Source organism: Sphingomonas citricola (genome assembly GCF_019429535.1).
Classification (GTDB): domain Bacteria; phylum Pseudomonadota; class Alphaproteobacteria; order Sphingomonadales; family Sphingomonadaceae; genus Sphingomonas; species Sphingomonas citricola.
Genome location: NZ_JAHXZM010000002.1, coordinates 434824 through 450075, shown reverse-complemented (window position 1 = coordinate 450075; position 15252 = coordinate 434824). Strand labels below are relative to the sequence as shown.

Sequence of the window (15252 nt, the reverse complement as noted above, 5' to 3'; positions counted from 1 at the left end):
TGCCGGTTCTTGCAGGCCAGGCGGCAGCATCTTGCCGGCAAATCGTCCCGAACGGCCCGTTAACCCCGAAACGCAACCCGTATTTGAGACCCGCCGCCTACACCGGCAGTCCTAGTCAAAGGGTTGCGTAACATGGCTTTTCGCTGGACGGGTGATCGACTTTCGCGGCATGGCGGCCGCGTGTCGATCGTGCTCGCGTTATTGTTGGGCGTGTTTGCCGGAACACCCGGCTGGGCTGCCACCGTCGAACGGATCGACGTGTCCGACGACACGGTCGTCATCCGCTTCGACGACGCGGTCGCCGCCGCGTCCAGCTTCCTTCTCGCCGAGCCGCAGCGGATCGCGGTCGATATCGACGGCGCGCGGCCGGGCTCCGGCAATGGCGACCGCGACCGTGACGGGGTGATCACCTCGGTCCGCCAGGGCGTGCGCGGGGCGGACGGCGCGCGCGTCGTGCTCGACCTCGCCGAACCGATGATCGTGGAGCGCGGCGGCTTCGGCGACAACGGGCGCGAGCTGCGCCTGCGGCTGCGCCCGGTCGCGGCGCAGCAATTCGCCGCCGCGAGCACGCACGCGCCGCTCAGCTGGACCGGCCGCGCTGAGCCGATGGCGCGCACCGCCGCCTATACCGTGTCGCAGGCGGTGCCCGCGGCGCGGGGCGCGCTGCCGATGCCGCGGATCCGCGGCGACGCCAGCCGGCCGCTGGTCGTCATCGATGCGGGCCACGGCGGGCACGACCCAGGCTCGATCTCCCCCGACGGCGAATTGCGCGAGAAGGATCTGACGCTTAAGATGGCGCTGGCGGTCCGCGACGCGCTGTTGAAATCGGGCCGCGTCCGCGTCGCACTGACCCGCGACGACGACCGCTTCCTCGTGCTGCGCGAGCGCTATGGCGTCGCGCGCAAGCTGAAGGCCGACCTATTCATCTCGATCCACTGCGACAGCGCGCTGTCGACCGAGGCGTCGGGCGCGACCGCCTACACCTTGTCCGAGGTCGCGAGCGACAAGGAAGCCGCGCGTCTCGCCGCGCGCGAGAACAAGGTCGACATCATCAACGGCGTCGATCTCGACCGCAATCCCGACGTGTCGTCGATCCTGATCGACCTGACGCAGCGCGAGACGATGAACGCGTCGGCGGGTTTCGCACGATTGCTGGGGCGCGAGGCGCAGCCGTTGATGGCGATCAAGCCCAATTTCCACCGCATGGCATCGCTGATGGTGCTGAAGGCGCCCGACACGCCGTCGATCCTGCTGGAGGCGGGCTATATTTCGAACGCGAGCGACTCGGCCTTTCTCGCGAGCAACGAAGGGCGCGCGAACGTGGCCGAAAGCGTCCGCCGCGCGGTGGAAATCTACTTCGCACGCCGCCTCGCGCTGCGCTGACGCACACCCGTCGCAGCACGCGCGCTGATCGACCCGCTGGGCAGCGGCGCTTTCGCGCGGCGCGGAACGTGCTAAACGCGCGGACCATATGGCTTCTTCCCCTTCGGAAAAGACGACAGACGATCAGGGCGCCGGCCGGGTCGGCGGCGCGGTCGGCGGATTGTGGCGCCGACGGCTGGTGCGCTGGTTCGCGGCGCTGGTCGCGCTGATGCTCGTCGCGATCGGCGCGTTTTGGCTGATCTTCGCGCGGGATCTGCCCTCGGTCGAAAAGTTGAAGGCGTACGAGCCGCCGCTGCCGACCAACGTACGCGGGATCGATGGCGCGCCGATCTATTCCTACGCGCGCGAACGGCGCGTCCAGCTCTCGTTCGCCGAATATCCCCCGCTGCTCATCCGCGCGTTCCTGGCCGCGGAGGACAAGACGTTCTTCGAGCATCACGGCGTCGATTTCCCCGGCCTGGCGGGGGCGGTGGTCGATTACGCGAGCAAGTTCGGCACCGGGCAACGCGCGCGCGGCGGATCGACGATCACGCAGCAGGTCGCGAAAAACTTGCTGATCGGCAACGAATATTCCCCGACGCGCAAGGTCCGCGAGGCGATCCTCGCCTATCGCATCGAGCAGACGCTGACCAAGCAGCAGATTCTGGAATTGTACCTCAACCAGATTTTCCTCGGGCGGAACGCCTACGGCGTCGAGGCGGCGAGCCACGCGTATTTCGATAAGGAATTGCCCGAGCTCTCGCTCGCGCAACTGGCGTATCTGGCGATCCTGCCCAAGGGGCCCGCGAACTACGATCCGTTCCGCAACACCGAACGCGCGCTCGAGCGGCGCAATTATGTGCTGCGCGAGATGGCGCGCAACGGCTTCATCACGGCCGCGCAGGCGCGCGCTGCGAACGCCGAGCCGATCGGCGCGATCCGCCGCCGCACGCCCAAGTTCGAGCGCGTCGGGGGCTATTTCGTCGAGGAAGTACGCCGCCAGTTGATCGACAAGTTCGGCGAGAATGCCGAGGCGGGGCCGTACAGCGTCTATTCGGGCGGGCTGTGGGTTCGCACCTCGCTCGACCCGCAGGTGCAGCGTTACGCGGCGGAGGCGCTGCGCGACGGGCTGCTGCGCTACGAGAGCGGGCGCGGCTGGTCGGGGCCGCTGCGCCATGTCGACCTGGACGATCCCGAACAGTGGCAGGGCGCGCTGCTCGGCACCAACATCCAGCTCGATTACAAGGACTGGCGCGCCGCGATCGTCTACGCGCGCGACGGTGGCGAGCTGTCGCTGGGGTTCGCCGACGGGCGCACGGGGATGCTGCCGCGCGCGAACGCGCAGATGCCGGCGCGCGGCACCGGCACGCCCGCGTTCGGGCAGATCAAGGTCGGCGACATCGTCGCGGTCGCGCCGTCGGGCGGGTCGTTCAGCCTGCGCAGCGTGCCGCGTATCTCGGGCGGGTTCGTCGTGCAGGAGCCGTCGAGCGGACGGATCCTCGCGATGCAGGGCGGGTTCGACGCGAGCGTGCAGGCGTTCAACCGCGCGACGCAGGCGTTTCGCCAGCCCGGCTCGACGATCAAGCCGATCGTCTATTCCGCCGCGCTGGAGCATGGCATGACGCCAGCGTCGATCATCGTCGACGGGCCGTTCTGCGTCTATCAGGGCGCGCGGCTGGGCCAGAAATGCTTCCGCAACTTCGGCAACTCGCGCGGCGCGGGCCCGCACACAATGCGCTGGGGTATCGAGCAGTCGCGCAACCTGATGACGGTGCGCGCCGCGGCGCAGACGGGCATGAAGAACGTCGTCGCACTGATGAAGAAGATGCAGATCGGCGATTACGCGCCCTATCTCAGTTATTCGCTCGGCGCGGGCGAGACGACGGTCGAGCGGATGGTCAATGCGTACGGCGTGCTCGCCAACCAGGGGCAGTGGCATGACCCGTCGCTGATCGACTTCGTGCAGGACCGCCACGGTCAGGTGATCTGGCCGGCGAACTGGCGCGCGTGCGACGGCTGCAACATGGCCCGCTGGAACGGGCGCGCGATGCCCCGCCCGGTCACGCGCGGACGCCAGGTGCTCGACGCGATGAGCGCGTACCAGATGGTGCACATCACCGAGGGCGTGATCCAGCGCGGCACCGCCACCGCGCTGCGCGATCTTGGCCGCCCGATCTTCGGCAAGACGGGCACCAATACCGGACCGACCGACGTCTGGTTCATCGGTGGCACGCCGCAGATGGTCGGTGGGTTGTACATCGGTTATGATTCGCCGCGCGGACTCGGTGGCTACGCGCAGGGCGGCACGCTGGCGGTGCCGATCTTCAAGCAATTCGCGACCAAGGCGTACGAGAACCTGCCCGTTCTCGCATTCCGCGCGCCGCCGGGCATCCGGCTGGTGCGGATCGATCGCGGTTCGGGCCGCCCGGTCTATGGCCCGTGGCCGAACGAGGACGATCCCAAGGCAAGCGTGATCTGGGAAGCGTTCAAGCCGCAGAGCGAGGCGCGCCGCCCGCGCCGCTACGCTCCCGCCGCCGCCCCGACCGCGGCACCGCGCGCGCAACCGAGTGCCGCGCAAACCCCGCGCGACAGCGAGTTCCTGCAACAGCAGGGCGGTATCTACTGACGGTATCGGCGGCCGCGACGGGAGCGTGGCCGCGCCGCGCAGCGCCGTCGCGGGCGCGATCGGGACGCGGTGCGTCAGGCCGGGCGGTGGGCTGTCAGCCGTTCGTACACTTCGATCTTTTCGAGCAGGCGCGCGCGCGCCAGTTCGTACTGGCTGCTGTCACCCGTCGTTCCCGCGCGCTGCCGCGATTGCTCGAGTTGGTCAAGCATGCGCTTCGCGTCTTCCAAGCCAGCGGTGTAAGGCATGAACGTCGTTAACACGGCGGGACGTCCACACCAGCACCGAAGTAGGTGAAACTACGGTGTTGGAAGGAAAGGTGGTTAATTGCGACAGCGAAACGGTGTCGCCTGCCCCCTTCCCCGCCGCGCGACGGCGGATCGTCATCGATCGGGTGTGCCCCGTTGCCGTTTGCGGGCGCGCGGCCTAGATCGCGTGATGATTGATCCGTCGTTCGACGGACTGCCGGGCGCCTCCTCACCACATGCGTCGCCGGCATCGAGGCGTTTGGAGAAAAGAATATGCGCGCCGAAGCGCAAGCCCATGTCGACACCATCAACGAGGCGCTGGCGCTGCTGCGCCGCTTTCTCGACTGGGACCGCGCGCTGCGGCGGCTCGACGAGCTGAACGCGCGCGTCGAGGACCCGACGCTGTGGGAGAATCCCAAGGCCGCGCAGGACGTGATGCGCGAGCGTCGCCGCCTCGACGAGGCGATCACCGCGACGCGCGACATCGAGCGCGAGCTGTCCGACACCGCCGAACTGATCGAGATGGCCGACGCCGAGGGCGACGCCGAGATGGCGGACGAAGGGACGCAGGCGCTCAAGGCACTCGCGCAGCGCGCGCAGGCCGACAAGATCAAGGCACTGCTCGCGGGCGAGGCGGACGGCAACGACAGCTATGTCGAGATCAATGCGGGCGCGGGCGGTACCGAGAGCCAGGATTGGGCCGAGATGCTCCAGCGCATGTACACGCGCTGGGCCGAGCGCCGCGGCATGAAGGTCGAGCTGATCGACTATCACGCGGGCGAGCAGGCCGGCATCAAGTCGGCGACGCTGCTGCTGAAAGGCGAGAACGCCTACGGCTATGCCAAGACCGAGAGCGGGGTGCACCGCCTCGTCCGCATCAGCCCGTACGACAGCTCGGCGCGCCGCCACACCAGCTTCTCCTCGGTATGGGTCTATCCGGTGATCGACGAATCGATCGATATCGAGATCAACGACAGCGAACTGCGGATCGACACCTACCGTGCGTCCGGCGCGGGTGGTCAGCACATCAACACGACCGACTCCGCGGTGCGCATCACCCACCTGCCGACCGGCATCGTCGTCGCGTGCCAGAACCAGCGCAGCCAGCACAAGAACAAGGCCGAGGCGTACAACCAGCTGCGCGCCCGGCTGTACGAGCATGAGCTGCGCAAGCGCGAGGAAGAGGCGAACGCGGTCAACGCGACCAAGACCGACATCGGTTGGGGTCACCAGATCCGCTCCTACGTGCTGCAACCCTATCAGCTGGTGAAGGACCTGCGCACCGGGGTCACCTCGACCAGCCCGGGCGACGTGCTCGACGGTGCGCTCGACGACTTCATGGCGGCCGCGCTCTCGCAGCGCGTGACGGGCGAGAAGGTCGACGTGGAGGATGTCGATTGATGCCTGCGCGTGCCTGGTCGGCGCTGTTGCTGCTCGGCGCGGCGGGGATGCTCGCCGCGTGCGACGGCTCGCAGCCGCTGATCAAGCGCGCGGCGAAACAGCCCGGCCCCTTCCCCGCCGCCGACCGCCCGGTCGCGAACATCGTCTCGTCGCGCTGGTCGAACGAGGAGGAGCGTGACCGGCTGAACGAAGCGGGCGCGGTGATGGACGGCGCGCGCATCCGTCCGGGGATGACGGTCGCCGACATCGGCGCGGGCGAGGGTTATTACACCATCCGCCTCGCCTCCCGCGTCGGGGAGGACGGGCGCGTGCTCGCCGAGGATATCTTCCCCGCGGTGCGCGATGCGCTGGGCGAGCGCGTCGCGCGGCAACGACTGGAGAATGTCAGCGTCCGTCTGGGGCGTCCGGCCGACCCGCGGTTACCTGCCAACAGTTTCGACCGCGTGCTGATGGTCCACATGTATCACGAGATCGCGCAGCCGTACGAGTTCCTGTGGCGCATGCGCCCGTCGCTGCGGCCGGGCGGCCTGGTGGTGGTCGTCGATGCCAATCGCACGACGCCCAACCACGGCACGCCCCCCGCGCTGCTGCGCTGCGAGTTCGAGGCGGTCGGTTACCGGCAGGTCAGTTTCGACGACATGCCCTCGGCAGGCGGGTATCTGGCGACGTTCGAGGCGGTCGGCGCGCGGCCCGAGCCCGCGGCGATCAAGCCGTGTCGGATCGCGTCACAATAACCCGCGCGCCCGGAAACTGACCCAGTCGTTTTCGGTGACGACATAATGGTCGAGCAGCCGGACGCCGATCGTGTCGAGCGTGCCGAACAGGCGGCGGGTGAAGCGGATATCCTCGCGACTGGGATCTGCCACGCCGCGTGGGTGATTGTGCGCCAGCAGAACCGTCTGCGCGTTTAGCGCGAGCACGTCCGACACGATCAGCCGCACCGACACGTCCACGCTCTCGCGCCGATCGGACATGAAATGGCGCGCGCCGATGTGCTCCCCGATGGGGGTAAGGTAGAGCGTCACCGCGACCTCACGCGACAATCGGCCCAGCGCGTGGAACGGCGGCGGCAGGCCGATGGCGTCGCGCGGCGTGTCGAGCATGGCGCGATGCTATGGTGAGGCAGCAACCGTGCCCTATCGAGACTGGACCGGTCCGCTTCGTTTGATGCGGGATTTGCGTATCGGAAGCAGCGACTGAACGAGAAAGGGCCGCGACGCATGAGCATCGCGACCCCTTCGATCTCTTTGGGCAGGTCGGCTTAGTTGAAGCGACCGACCCGCTGGATCGCGCTGTTGACGAGCGCGCGATCGGCCTCCGCATTATGCTGCTCGGCGATGACGCGGCCCGCGGCGGCGGTCGCGGCGGCGACGACGGTGGCGCGGACTTCGTCGAGCGCGGCGCGCTCTGCCGCGGCGATCTTGTCCTCCGCCATCCGCGTGCGACGCTCCATCAGCGCCTCGGTGTCGGCCTTCGCCTTGGCGACGATCTGCGCGGCTTCGTGATGCGCATTCTCGCGCATCTGCGCCGCATCGGCCTCGGCCGAGCGGGCACGCGCCGCATATTCGTCGCGCAGCGTTTCGGCCTCGCGGCGCAGCTGGGCTGCCTCGTCGAGCTGACGGCGAATTTCGCCGATCCGCTTGTCGAGCATCGCGCCGATCGTCGCCGGCACCTTCCAGATCACCGCGGCGATCAGGACGACGAGCGCGGCGAGACCGACCCAGCCGGTGTCGTTGAAGCCGAGCGCGGTGGGCGCCGCGACATGCTCGGCCCCGCCGGGTTCGGACACGTTGCCGACGAGCCCGCTGCCGTTCTGCACATCGGCGGTCTGCAACGATTGCTCGTGCGTCGCCTCAGCGAGATTGTCGACCGCGGGTGCTGCGGAAGCGTTAGACATTGTGCAGCTCCTGGCGAACCGCGGCATGCGCGACGTCGGGCGAGACGGTCATTCCCGCCACCTTGGCGACGAGTTCCTGCACCGTTTCCGCGGCGATGTCCTGCACCTTGACCATCGCGGCGGCCTTGGCGTTGCCAATCGCGAGATCGTGATGCGCGATGCGTTCATTCAATTGTTCATCGACCGCGTGAAGCTGCGCTTCGCTCGACTGCGCCGCGCGCTGCTTGGCCGCGGCGACCTCGGCCTGCGCGGTCGCGCGCGCCGCGTCCATGTCGGCCTGCCACGCGGCTTCGGTCGTCGTCGCCTCGGCGCGGGTGCGCTCGGCGGCGGCGAGGTCGTCGGCGATCTGACGCTCGCGCAGGTCCATCACGCCGGTGACCCTGGGCACCATCATCTTGCCGATCCCGAAATACAGGATACCGAAGGTGATGAGCAGCCAGAAGATCTGGGACGCATAGGTTGCGGCGATCTGACTGATTTGAGGCATGGCGGTCCGTTCAGGACCCGCCACGCGGCGTTACACCGCGCGGCGGGTGGATAATCAGGCGACGAACACCAGGATGATCATCGTCACGAAGGCGAGCAGGCCGAGAAGCTCCGCACCCGCGAAACCGATGAACAGGCGGCCCTGCTGGCCGTCGGCCGCGCCCGGGTTGCGCAGCGCGCCCTCGAGGAAGGCGGCGAACACGTTGCCCACGCCCAGGGCAGCGATGCCCATGCCGATTGCAGCGAGACCGGCACCGAGCAGCTTGGCGGCGTTTGCGTCCATTTTGATATACTCCCAGTTCAGTTCAATTGGTGGATTGGAAAGTCACGAAAGTCACACCCCTACACGTGCGCGCGGGGGAGAGATCAGTGCAGGTTCACCGCGTCGTTCAGATAGACGCTGGTGAGCAGCGCGAAGACATAGGCCTGGATCGCGGCGACCAGCAGCTCGAGCAGCGTGATGCCGAGCATCAGCACGAAGCTGGGCAGCGAGACGATCGCGACATAGCCCGGCCCGAGGTTGATGCCGTTGATCACGAACGCGGCCAGCACCTTCAGCAGGATGTGCCCCGCGGTCATCGCGACGAACAGTCGGAGACCGAGGCTGAACGGGCGGACGAGGAAGCTCATCAGCTCGACCACGAAGATCAGCGGGATCATGATGACCGGCGTGCCGTGCGGCACGAACAGGCTGAAGAAGTGGAAGCCGTGGCGACCGAAGCCGACGATCAGCACGATCGAGAAGCTGATGATCGCGAGCACGCCGGTGACGGTCAGGTGGCTCGTCACGGTGAAGGGGTGCCAGCCCGGCACGATGCCGACCGGCATCAGCCCGAGGATGTTCGCGAACAGAATGAACATGAACAGCGAGAAGACATAGGGCACGAAGCGCTTGCCCTCGGGCCCGATGTTCGAGGTCAGCATGTTCTGCACGAACCCGGTGAAGCCCTCCACCGCCGCCTGCCAGCGACCGGGCACCAGTTCGCGCTTCATGCCGCCGAGCATGAACAGCCACAACGTGACCAGCGTGATCACCATCCACAATGCGGAATTGGTGAAGGACAGATCATAGCCCGCCACATTCCAGCGCAGACCGAGCACGGGCTCGATCAGGAACTGGTGCATCGGATCGATCTTGCCGCCTTCTGCCGCCACGTTAGCCCCTTGTGCTTCCCACATACGTCAAGCGCCCGTTATTCCGGGCGCTTGGTCGTTAACCGAATGATCTGCCTGAACGCCACCGCGATTCCGAGGAACAGCGCGACGATCAGCGCCCAGGGCGTGGTGCCGAACCAGCGGTCGATGAGCCAGCCGATCAGCGCCGAGCCGACGAGACTTCCGATAAGGGCGGCCAGGACGCGGTTGCCGAGCTGATAGCCCGCTTCGCCATCGTCACGCACCACCCCCGTGCGCTTCGCTTCGTCCCTGCGGGCCCGTTCCAATCGCTGATCCAGCGAGGCGAGCCGCGGGTCCTCCGCGTCGTGGAAATCCTGTCCGGAACCGTTATCCGCCATGCGCCACCTCTCCACATCCATTGAGCCGGGGAGTTGAGCGCACGGTGGGCAAGCGACCCCCGCCAAGGCGCCGTCCGGTTAGCCGGGGGGTCGGGGGGTGTCAACCATTGTGACAATCGCGTCATCGGCGACGCCGCACGAACGCCGCCGATGACGCCGGACGATCAAGCCGTAATTTGACCCGGCAGCTTCATCCGGGCGGGCACGGGACGAACGCTTTCGTCGCCCCGGTCGCCCTTAAGTTCAGACGCAGCGCGGATCGCGGGTCGGCGCGCCGCTGCCGCGGGTTTCCCAGCTGCCCGCGGGGGTGCGATACTTCTCGCCCGCCTGCGTCTGCGCGATGAGGTTGCATCCGCTGGTGAAGGCGAGTTGCTCGACGGTCGCGCCCGATGCCTGCGCCTTCTGCGTATAGGCGGCCTTGCGCTGGATGTTGATGTTGCTGACCAGCGCGCGCAGCTGCGCGTTGCCCGCGCCCACGACGCCGAGATAGCCGTCGGGCTGCTCACCCACCTCGCCCGCCGACCGGGCGGCGGCATAGGCGGGGTCGCGCTGCGCGACGGCAGCGCCCGACACGCCCGCCAGCGTCACCGCGGCGGCGAGCATCGTGATGGTCTTGGCGGTCTTGGGCGTCATGGCTCAGAATATCCCCGGGTTCTGCTTGATCAGCGACTTTGCATCATTGTCGAGGCGGTAGACCACCTCCTGCGTCACGTTGATGTTGAGGTTGATCTCGATCGGCTTGGTCGGTGCCGAGATGTTGACGCAGGCGGCGTTGATCAAGAGCGCCGCACCCGCCAACCACCGCACCACCAAACGTCCACGTGCGATTCGTTTCACCCTCGTTGCTCCTGTTACGCTCATGGCACGATCTCGCTTGCGGAAGGCTGAACGGGTGGAACGAGCGGCGCATCGGTCGTCGCGCCCTTGCCCGGCAGTGCATTGGGCAGTGCGCCGGGCGCGGTGCGGCGGTTCTGCTCCTCGATCAACTGCTGGAGATTGCGCGCGACCAGCCGCTGGGGATCGTAGAAGCTCGCCGCCGAATCGATCAGCCCGCGGAAGGGCGCACGGATGCGGATGTTGAACAGGATCGGCAGCCGCGTCAGCCGGCGGATCAGGAAGTTCGACTTCGCCCCCGCCCCCTGCTTGATTCCGGCGAAGCGCACGTCGGTGATCATCTCCCCCGCGAGCGGCCCGTTCATCCCGATGTCGAGGTTGCGATAGGTGAGCGATTTGAGCATCTGGAACGCGTAATTGCCCCAGAAGCCGAGGTTCTTCTCGCTCAGCTCGCCGACGTAAGCGAGGCTGCCCCCAGAACGCGCGGTCAGCCGCCCGCCCTCGATCCGCCCGCCCGACGCGTCGAAGATCATCGGCAGCACGCCGTCGAACGTGCCGGTCGCGTTCAGGTTCTTGAAGTCGAACTGCTGCAGGAACGCCCCCGCCTCCATCCCCGCGACGCGGAAGGTCAGCCGCCGCTCGCGCGCGTCGGAGAAATCGAGCAGCGTCGGCTCGAGCGTCAGCGTGCCGCCCGCGAACGGCCACGTCCCCGACGCGACTCTGATCCGCGTGCCGGGCAGCGTCTGGTAGACGATCCGCCCGTCGGTCACGGGCACGCCAGGGTTGATCGAACGAACGGTCGCGACCTGACCGGGGGCGCTTTCCAGCGCCAGCAGGTCGTTGAAGCGGATCGTACCCGACAGCCCCCCGACGGGTCCGAACGCGGCGGCGAGCGCGGTATTGGTCGTGGAGAAGGTGCCCGTGCTGGTCACGCCCGCCGTGCTCCACGCGATGTCGCCGCGCCCGCTGACGCTGCCGCGCACGTCGGCGATGACGCCGAAGGTCAGCGGGGTGATCAGCTCGGGCTGGAACGCGTCGCCGAAGGTGATGCCGGGGACGCCGAGCCCGGCATGCCCCGCACCGGTGCTCAGGCGGTGATCGATCGCGACATCGGCGACCTTCACCCCGCGCGTCGGCTCGACGAGCACGCCCGTCGCGCGGATCGCGCCGCGTTCCAGCGTCAGCGCGACGTCGCGCGCGTCCATCGGATTGAAGCGCGCGCTCGCCGCGGCGTCGCGCACCTTGAGCGCGCCCGCGAGTGCGAGTGCGCCGTTCGCGAACCGCCACGTCCCCGTGCCGTCACCGAGCAGCAGCGGCACGTTGGCGATCTGCCCCGCCAGGCCCGCGAAGCCGCCCGCCACGCCGCTTTGCCCGAGCATCCCGGTCAGGCGCGTCGCGTCGATCCGCGTTTCGCGCGTCGCAGCACCGATCCGAGCGCGTACATCGTCGAGCTGGAACCCGCTCGCGCCGAGCGACAGTCGCGCACCCGCTGCGGCGACGCGCAGCGGGGTGCCGCCGATCGTGCCCGACAGCGTTGTTGCGGGCAGCCGCGCGGCGACGTTCACGCCGCCCCCGCGCCGCTCGACCAGCGCGCCGCCTACGGGGCAGAGCGTCAGCCGGGCGGGATCGAGCCGCAGCGAGGAGACGCGCAGCCGCGCGAACGCGACGGGCGTGCACGCCGGATTGACGCGAAGGTCGCTCCCCGTCCAGCGCAGGTCGAGCGGCAGCGTCAGCGCGTCGACACGCCCGTCGGGCAACGGCCCCGACAAGGTCACGCGCGCGGTCGCGTTGCCTGCACGCGCGCCGATACGGAATTGCACCCGGTCGAGCGCGATCGCAGCGTCGCCCGCGACGTAGCGCGCCACCTGCGCCTGCCCGGTCAGGGTGCCGCCGTTTCCGCCGCGCGCGACGCTGGCGACGAGTTGCGGCAAACCGCCGCCACCGACCCGAAGCGTCCCCGCGCCCGCCACCGCCGCATCGCTGCGCCAGCGCAGCGGTTGCCGGGTGACGAGCACGGCCTTCGCGCCGCTCGCCGAGGAGACGCGCGCGCGCTCGATCGCGATCTCGGTCACGCCGTCGGCGATCGTCGCGGCGACGTCTGCGTTGCCCGACAGGTCGCGCGCGGCGCGCGTTGCGGCAGCGGTCGCGCGCGCGAGCAGCGGGGTGATCGGTGTCGCGGCGCCAGTCGCGAGCGTGCGGGGCACCAGCGCTGACACGTCCGCACGCTGCACTGCGACCTTCCCCGCGAACGCGGTGCGCCCCGCATCGATGCTGACGCTGCCGTCGAGTGTTATGCGACGCGCCGATCCGTTGGTCGCGCGGACCTGCTGCGCTGAGAGGACGAGCGGGACGACCGCGGCACCGCCCTGCCCCAGGCTGAGCGCAGCCTCGCCCGACACGCCCGCGGCGCGAATGGCGGCGTAGCGCGCCGCGCCGGTGCCGAACCGCGCTCGCAGCGTCGAGCGCCGGAAGTCGCCGATGACCACGCGGCCCTGTAGCGCGCTCGTGACCGCCGCGACCTGCGCGTCGCCGCACACGACCGTGGCCGCGCGAAGCGGCCCGTCGAGCGTCACGCCGTAACCGCCGCGCGGTGCACGCCCGGTCGATGTGACCCGGCCCGCCGCGCGCATGCCGCCGGCGCGGCAATCACCCTGCCCCAGCCGTTCGGCCGCGAGCGCATAGTGCCCGGTGAAGCCGCCATCGAGCCTACCGCTGCCGCTCAGGCTGACCCCGGCGATCCCGTACGGCGTCTCCAGCCGCATCGCGCCGTCGGCGAGCGAGAGGTCGATCGACGGCAGCGTCGGCGCGCCGCCGCTGCCCGTGGGGATCAACCGGTCGAGCGCGCCGAACGACACGCGCCCGTCGACGAGCCGCGCGCGCACCCGCACGCGGCCCGCGCGCACGCCGATCAGATGCGGACCGTCGAACCCGACATCGGTGCGCGTCTCGACCCAGTCGGCGACAAGATCGGGGTGTGCGGGATCGCCGATGACGACGTCGGTCAATCGCTGCCGCCCGAAGCCCAGGTCCTCGATATGGTAGCGCGCGGGCACGTGTTTTGTTGCCAATTCGCGGTCGATCAGCCGCGTCGCGATCGGTACCCGGCTGAGCCAGACGCCGCCGACCGCGGCGAGCGACAGCGTCGAGACGGCCACCAGCACGCGCGCGCGTCGCCGGCTGGCGGGCGATCGCTTCGCCTGGTCGTCCGATCGCTCACCGCTCATTGCGGCGGCAGCATAAGGCGGCGGCGGTGGCGTGCAAATGGCGCAATTGCCCGCGGGCGCCCGCCGACCTAGCCTGCCGCGCATGACAGCCGCGCCCCCGCTCTTCGACCAGATCCCGCCGGCACCCACGGCCGACGCACAGCGCGTGGCCGACGCGAAGGGCCACCGCGAGCGGTTGCGCGCCCGCCTGCTGGGCGATGCGGAGGGGCTCCAGGACTACGAGCTGGTCGAATATCTGCTGACGCTCGCGATCCCGCGCGTCGATACCAAGCCGATTGCTAAGGCATTGCTGCGCGAATTCGGCGGCATCGGGGCCACACTCGCCGCCGATCCGGCCGAGCTCCGGCGCGTGAAGGGAATGGGCGACACCGGGATCGCCGCGGTGAAGATCGCGCACGCCGCCGCGATCCGGCTGATCCGCGCGCGCACGACCGGGCTGCCCGTGCTGTCGAACTGGCAGGCGCTGGAGGATTACCTCCACGCCGATATGGCGCACGACGCGGTGGAGCGGTTCCGCGTGCTTCACCTCAACACGCGCAACGTGCTCGTGCGCGACGAGGTGATGTCACGCGGCACGATCGACGAGGCCGCGGTGCACGTGCGCGAGGTGATCAAGCGCGCGCTCGACATCGGGTCGGCCGCACTGATCCTGGTACACAACCACCCGTCGGGCGATCCGTCGCCGAGCCAGGCCGACATCCGCATCACCCGCGCGATCGTCGAGGCGGGCCGGCCACTCAACATCCAGGTGCACGACCATATCATCGTCGGGCGGAACGGACAGACGAGCCTGCGTGCGACGGGCGTGATCTAGCGCGGGGTCGGCAATGCGGGGGACGTGATGGGTGCTCCCGCCGGCGTCCACTGGCCCCAACACGAAAACGGCCGCCGGATCGCTCCGGCGGCCGTTCGGTCATTCAGTCAGCCAAGCTCAGCCAGCCTTGGCGCTGCTGCTGAGGAAGGCGGCGAGCTCGGTCTTGCTCACGCTCGACGACTTGTCGGTGTCGGCCTTCTTGAACGCGGCGGTGTTCCACGCCTTGTCGGGCTTCGCGCTCGGATCGGCCTTCGCCTTCAGCGTATCCATCCAACTCGCGAATTCCGCCTTATTGAGCGACCCCGACTTGTCCTTGTCATAGGTCGGGAACTCGCTGTCGAGGATCGCTGCGACCTGATCGGGCTGGTTCGTGCCCTGCGTCGCGGGGTCGCTCGTCGGCGTCTGCGCGGTCTGCGCCGGCGGGGTCGTGGCAGTTGCGGCATCGCCCTGCGGCGTCGCCGTCACGTCGGCCTGCGCGCCCTGCGACGGGGTCGCCGCAGTTCCGGTCGCGTCCGCACCAGTTGCGGGTGCGGTCTGCGGTGCGGTTTGCGCCTGCTGCGCAATTGCGGGGGCGGCCATCGTCATCGCCGAGGCGAAAAGAACATACTTGAGCATCACCGTCTCCTTTTGGTTCTAACCGTGTGCTGAGCAGGATGTAGGGTTTTACTTTCACGGCCGCAATCACGACTGCCGCCGCAACAAAGTTACCTTTTGTGGTGCCGATCGCCCTGAATCCGGTGGATTTGCTAGGGTTTGCGGGCTTTGCTAATGGCCGCCGCGCCGCCGTTCGGGTGCGATGACCCGTTTCCCTGCTGCGGCGCATGGTTCGGATTTGATAGCCGTACCGCA

General features: G+C 68.7%; 16 protein-coding genes. 5 read left to right on the top strand and 11 right to left on the bottom strand.

From position 1 onward, the window contains the following. Nucleotides 1–132 precede the first annotated feature (132 nt). Both KZ810_RS06140 and KZ810_RS06135 read left to right on the top strand, forming a co-directional pair. On the top strand, nucleotides 133–1383 hold the full coding sequence (locus KZ810_RS06140) for an N-acetylmuramoyl-L-alanine amidase (RefSeq protein ID WP_258044496.1): 1251 nt from the start codon (nucleotides 133–135) through the stop codon (nucleotides 1381–1383). An 88-nt stretch (nucleotides 1384–1471) separates the two neighbouring features. Continuing rightward, nucleotides 1472–3988, top strand: coding sequence for a penicillin-binding protein 1A (locus KZ810_RS06135; protein ID WP_219768106.1), 2517 nt, complete (start codon nucleotides 1472–1474; stop codon nucleotides 3986–3988). 74 nt (nucleotides 3989–4062) lie between these two features. On the opposite strand, the gene KZ810_RS17195 is transcribed toward KZ810_RS06135, so the two are convergent. Continuing rightward, nucleotides 4063–4197, bottom strand: coding sequence for a hypothetical protein (locus KZ810_RS17195; RefSeq protein WP_258044494.1), 135 nt, complete (start codon nucleotides 4195–4197; stop codon nucleotides 4063–4065). 309 nt (nucleotides 4198–4506) lie between these two features. Here KZ810_RS17195 and prfB point away from each other — a divergent pair, with 309 nt between their 5' ends. Further along, complete coding sequence (gene prfB, locus KZ810_RS06130; protein ID WP_219768105.1) at nucleotides 4507–5634, top strand: peptide chain release factor 2; 1128 nt, start codon at nucleotides 4507–4509, stop codon at nucleotides 5632–5634. Next, complete coding sequence (locus KZ810_RS06125; RefSeq protein ID WP_219768104.1) at nucleotides 5634–6368, top strand: class I SAM-dependent methyltransferase; 735 nt, start codon at nucleotides 5634–5636, stop codon at nucleotides 6366–6368. The genes prfB and KZ810_RS06125 overlap by 1 nt, the downstream gene beginning before the upstream one ends. On the opposite strand, the gene KZ810_RS06120 is transcribed toward KZ810_RS06125, so the two are convergent. The 9 genes from KZ810_RS06120 to KZ810_RS06080 form a co-directional block, all read right to left on the bottom strand. Continuing rightward, nucleotides 6360–6737, bottom strand: a complete 378-nt coding sequence (locus tag KZ810_RS06120; protein ID WP_219768103.1) for a JAB domain-containing protein — start codon at nucleotides 6735–6737, stop codon at nucleotides 6360–6362. The two genes, KZ810_RS06125 and KZ810_RS06120, sit on opposite strands and share 9 nt — an antisense overlap. A 158-nt stretch (nucleotides 6738–6895) precedes the next feature. After that, complete coding sequence (locus tag KZ810_RS06115) at nucleotides 6896–7531, bottom strand: F0F1 ATP synthase subunit B family protein (protein ID WP_219768102.1); 636 nt, start codon at nucleotides 7529–7531, stop codon at nucleotides 6896–6898. Next, complete coding sequence (locus KZ810_RS06110; RefSeq protein WP_219768101.1) at nucleotides 7524–8018, bottom strand: F0F1 ATP synthase subunit B family protein; 495 nt, start codon at nucleotides 8016–8018, stop codon at nucleotides 7524–7526. Before KZ810_RS06110 ends, KZ810_RS06115 begins: the two co-directional genes overlap by 8 nt. A 54-nt stretch (nucleotides 8019–8072) precedes the next feature. Next, entirely contained in the window at nucleotides 8073–8300 is a 228-nt protein-coding gene (locus KZ810_RS06105; protein WP_019515901.1) for a F0F1 ATP synthase subunit C, read from the bottom strand. A gap of 83 nt (nucleotides 8301–8383) precedes the next feature. Further along, nucleotides 8384–9172, bottom strand: a complete 789-nt coding sequence (locus tag KZ810_RS06100; protein WP_093005532.1) for a F0F1 ATP synthase subunit A — start codon at nucleotides 9170–9172, stop codon at nucleotides 8384–8386. A gap of 38 nt (nucleotides 9173–9210) precedes the next feature. Further along, the gene (locus KZ810_RS06095; protein ID WP_219768100.1) at nucleotides 9211–9531 is read right to left on the bottom strand and encodes an AtpZ/AtpI family protein; all 321 of its coding nucleotides are present in this window, start codon (nucleotides 9529–9531) and stop codon (nucleotides 9211–9213) included. Nucleotides 9532–9774: 243 nt separating this feature from the next. Beyond that, nucleotides 9775–10164 (bottom strand): YdbL family probable chaperone protein, encoded by a 390-nt coding sequence (locus KZ810_RS06090; RefSeq protein ID WP_219768099.1) that lies wholly within the window; start codon nucleotides 10162–10164, stop codon nucleotides 9775–9777. A gap of 3 nt (nucleotides 10165–10167) precedes the next feature. Continuing rightward, nucleotides 10168–10368, bottom strand: coding sequence for a YnbE family lipoprotein (locus tag KZ810_RS06085; protein ID WP_308461501.1), 201 nt, complete (start codon nucleotides 10366–10368; stop codon nucleotides 10168–10170). Nucleotides 10369–10388: 20 nt separating this feature from the next. Continuing rightward, a complete protein-coding gene (locus KZ810_RS06080) occupies nucleotides 10389–13589 on the bottom strand; it encodes an intermembrane phospholipid transport protein YdbH family protein (RefSeq protein WP_219768098.1) in 3201 nt (1066 codons plus the stop codon). An 82-nt stretch (nucleotides 13590–13671) separates the two neighbouring features. Between KZ810_RS06080 and radC the strand changes: the two genes are divergently transcribed. After that, nucleotides 13672–14403, top strand: a complete 732-nt coding sequence (gene radC / locus KZ810_RS06075) for a RadC family protein (RefSeq protein WP_219768097.1) — start codon at nucleotides 13672–13674, stop codon at nucleotides 14401–14403. Between the two features lie 117 nt (nucleotides 14404–14520). Here radC and KZ810_RS06070 read toward each other — a convergent pair whose 3' ends face one another. Then, complete coding sequence (locus tag KZ810_RS06070; RefSeq protein WP_219768096.1) at nucleotides 14521–15018, bottom strand: EF-hand domain-containing protein; 498 nt, start codon at nucleotides 15016–15018, stop codon at nucleotides 14521–14523. Nucleotides 15019–15252 lie beyond the last annotated feature (234 nt).

Bases quoted from the DNA above. Each gene is read 5' to 3' on its own strand.
- KZ810_RS06140 (WP_258044496.1), top strand. From the start codon at position 133: ATGGCTTTTCGCTGGACGGGTGATCGACTTTCGCGGCATGGCGGCCGC.
- KZ810_RS06135 (WP_219768106.1), top strand. From the start codon at position 1,472: ATGGCTTCTTCCCCTTCGGAAAAGACGACAGACGATCAGGGCGCCGGC.
- KZ810_RS17195 (WP_258044494.1), bottom strand. From the start codon at position 4,197: ATGCTTGACCAACTCGAGCAATCGCGGCAGCGCGCGGGAACGACGGGT.
- prfB (WP_219768105.1), top strand. From the start codon at position 4,507: ATGCGCGCCGAAGCGCAAGCCCATGTCGACACCATCAACGAGGCGCTG.
- KZ810_RS06125 (WP_219768104.1), top strand. From the start codon at position 5,634: ATGCCTGCGCGTGCCTGGTCGGCGCTGTTGCTGCTCGGCGCGGCGGGG.
- KZ810_RS06120 (WP_219768103.1), bottom strand. From the start codon at position 6,737: ATGCTCGACACGCCGCGCGACGCCATCGGCCTGCCGCCGCCGTTCCAC.
- KZ810_RS06115 (WP_219768102.1), bottom strand. From the start codon at position 7,531: ATGTCTAACGCTTCCGCAGCACCCGCGGTCGACAATCTCGCTGAGGCG.
- KZ810_RS06110 (WP_219768101.1), bottom strand. From the start codon at position 8,018: ATGCCTCAAATCAGTCAGATCGCCGCAACCTATGCGTCCCAGATCTTC.
- KZ810_RS06105 (WP_019515901.1), bottom strand. From the start codon at position 8,300: ATGGACGCAAACGCCGCCAAGCTGCTCGGTGCCGGTCTCGCTGCAATC.
- KZ810_RS06095 (WP_219768100.1), bottom strand. From the start codon at position 9,531: ATGGCGGATAACGGTTCCGGACAGGATTTCCACGACGCGGAGGACCCG.
- KZ810_RS06090 (WP_219768099.1), bottom strand. From the start codon at position 10,164: ATGACGCCCAAGACCGCCAAGACCATCACGATGCTCGCCGCCGCGGTG.
- KZ810_RS06080 (WP_219768098.1), bottom strand. From the start codon at position 13,589: ATGAGCGGTGAGCGATCGGACGACCAGGCGAAGCGATCGCCCGCCAGC.
- radC (WP_219768097.1), top strand. From the start codon at position 13,672: ATGACAGCCGCGCCCCCGCTCTTCGACCAGATCCCGCCGGCACCCACG.
- KZ810_RS06070 (WP_219768096.1), bottom strand. From the start codon at position 15,018: ATGCTCAAGTATGTTCTTTTCGCCTCGGCGATGACGATGGCCGCCCCC.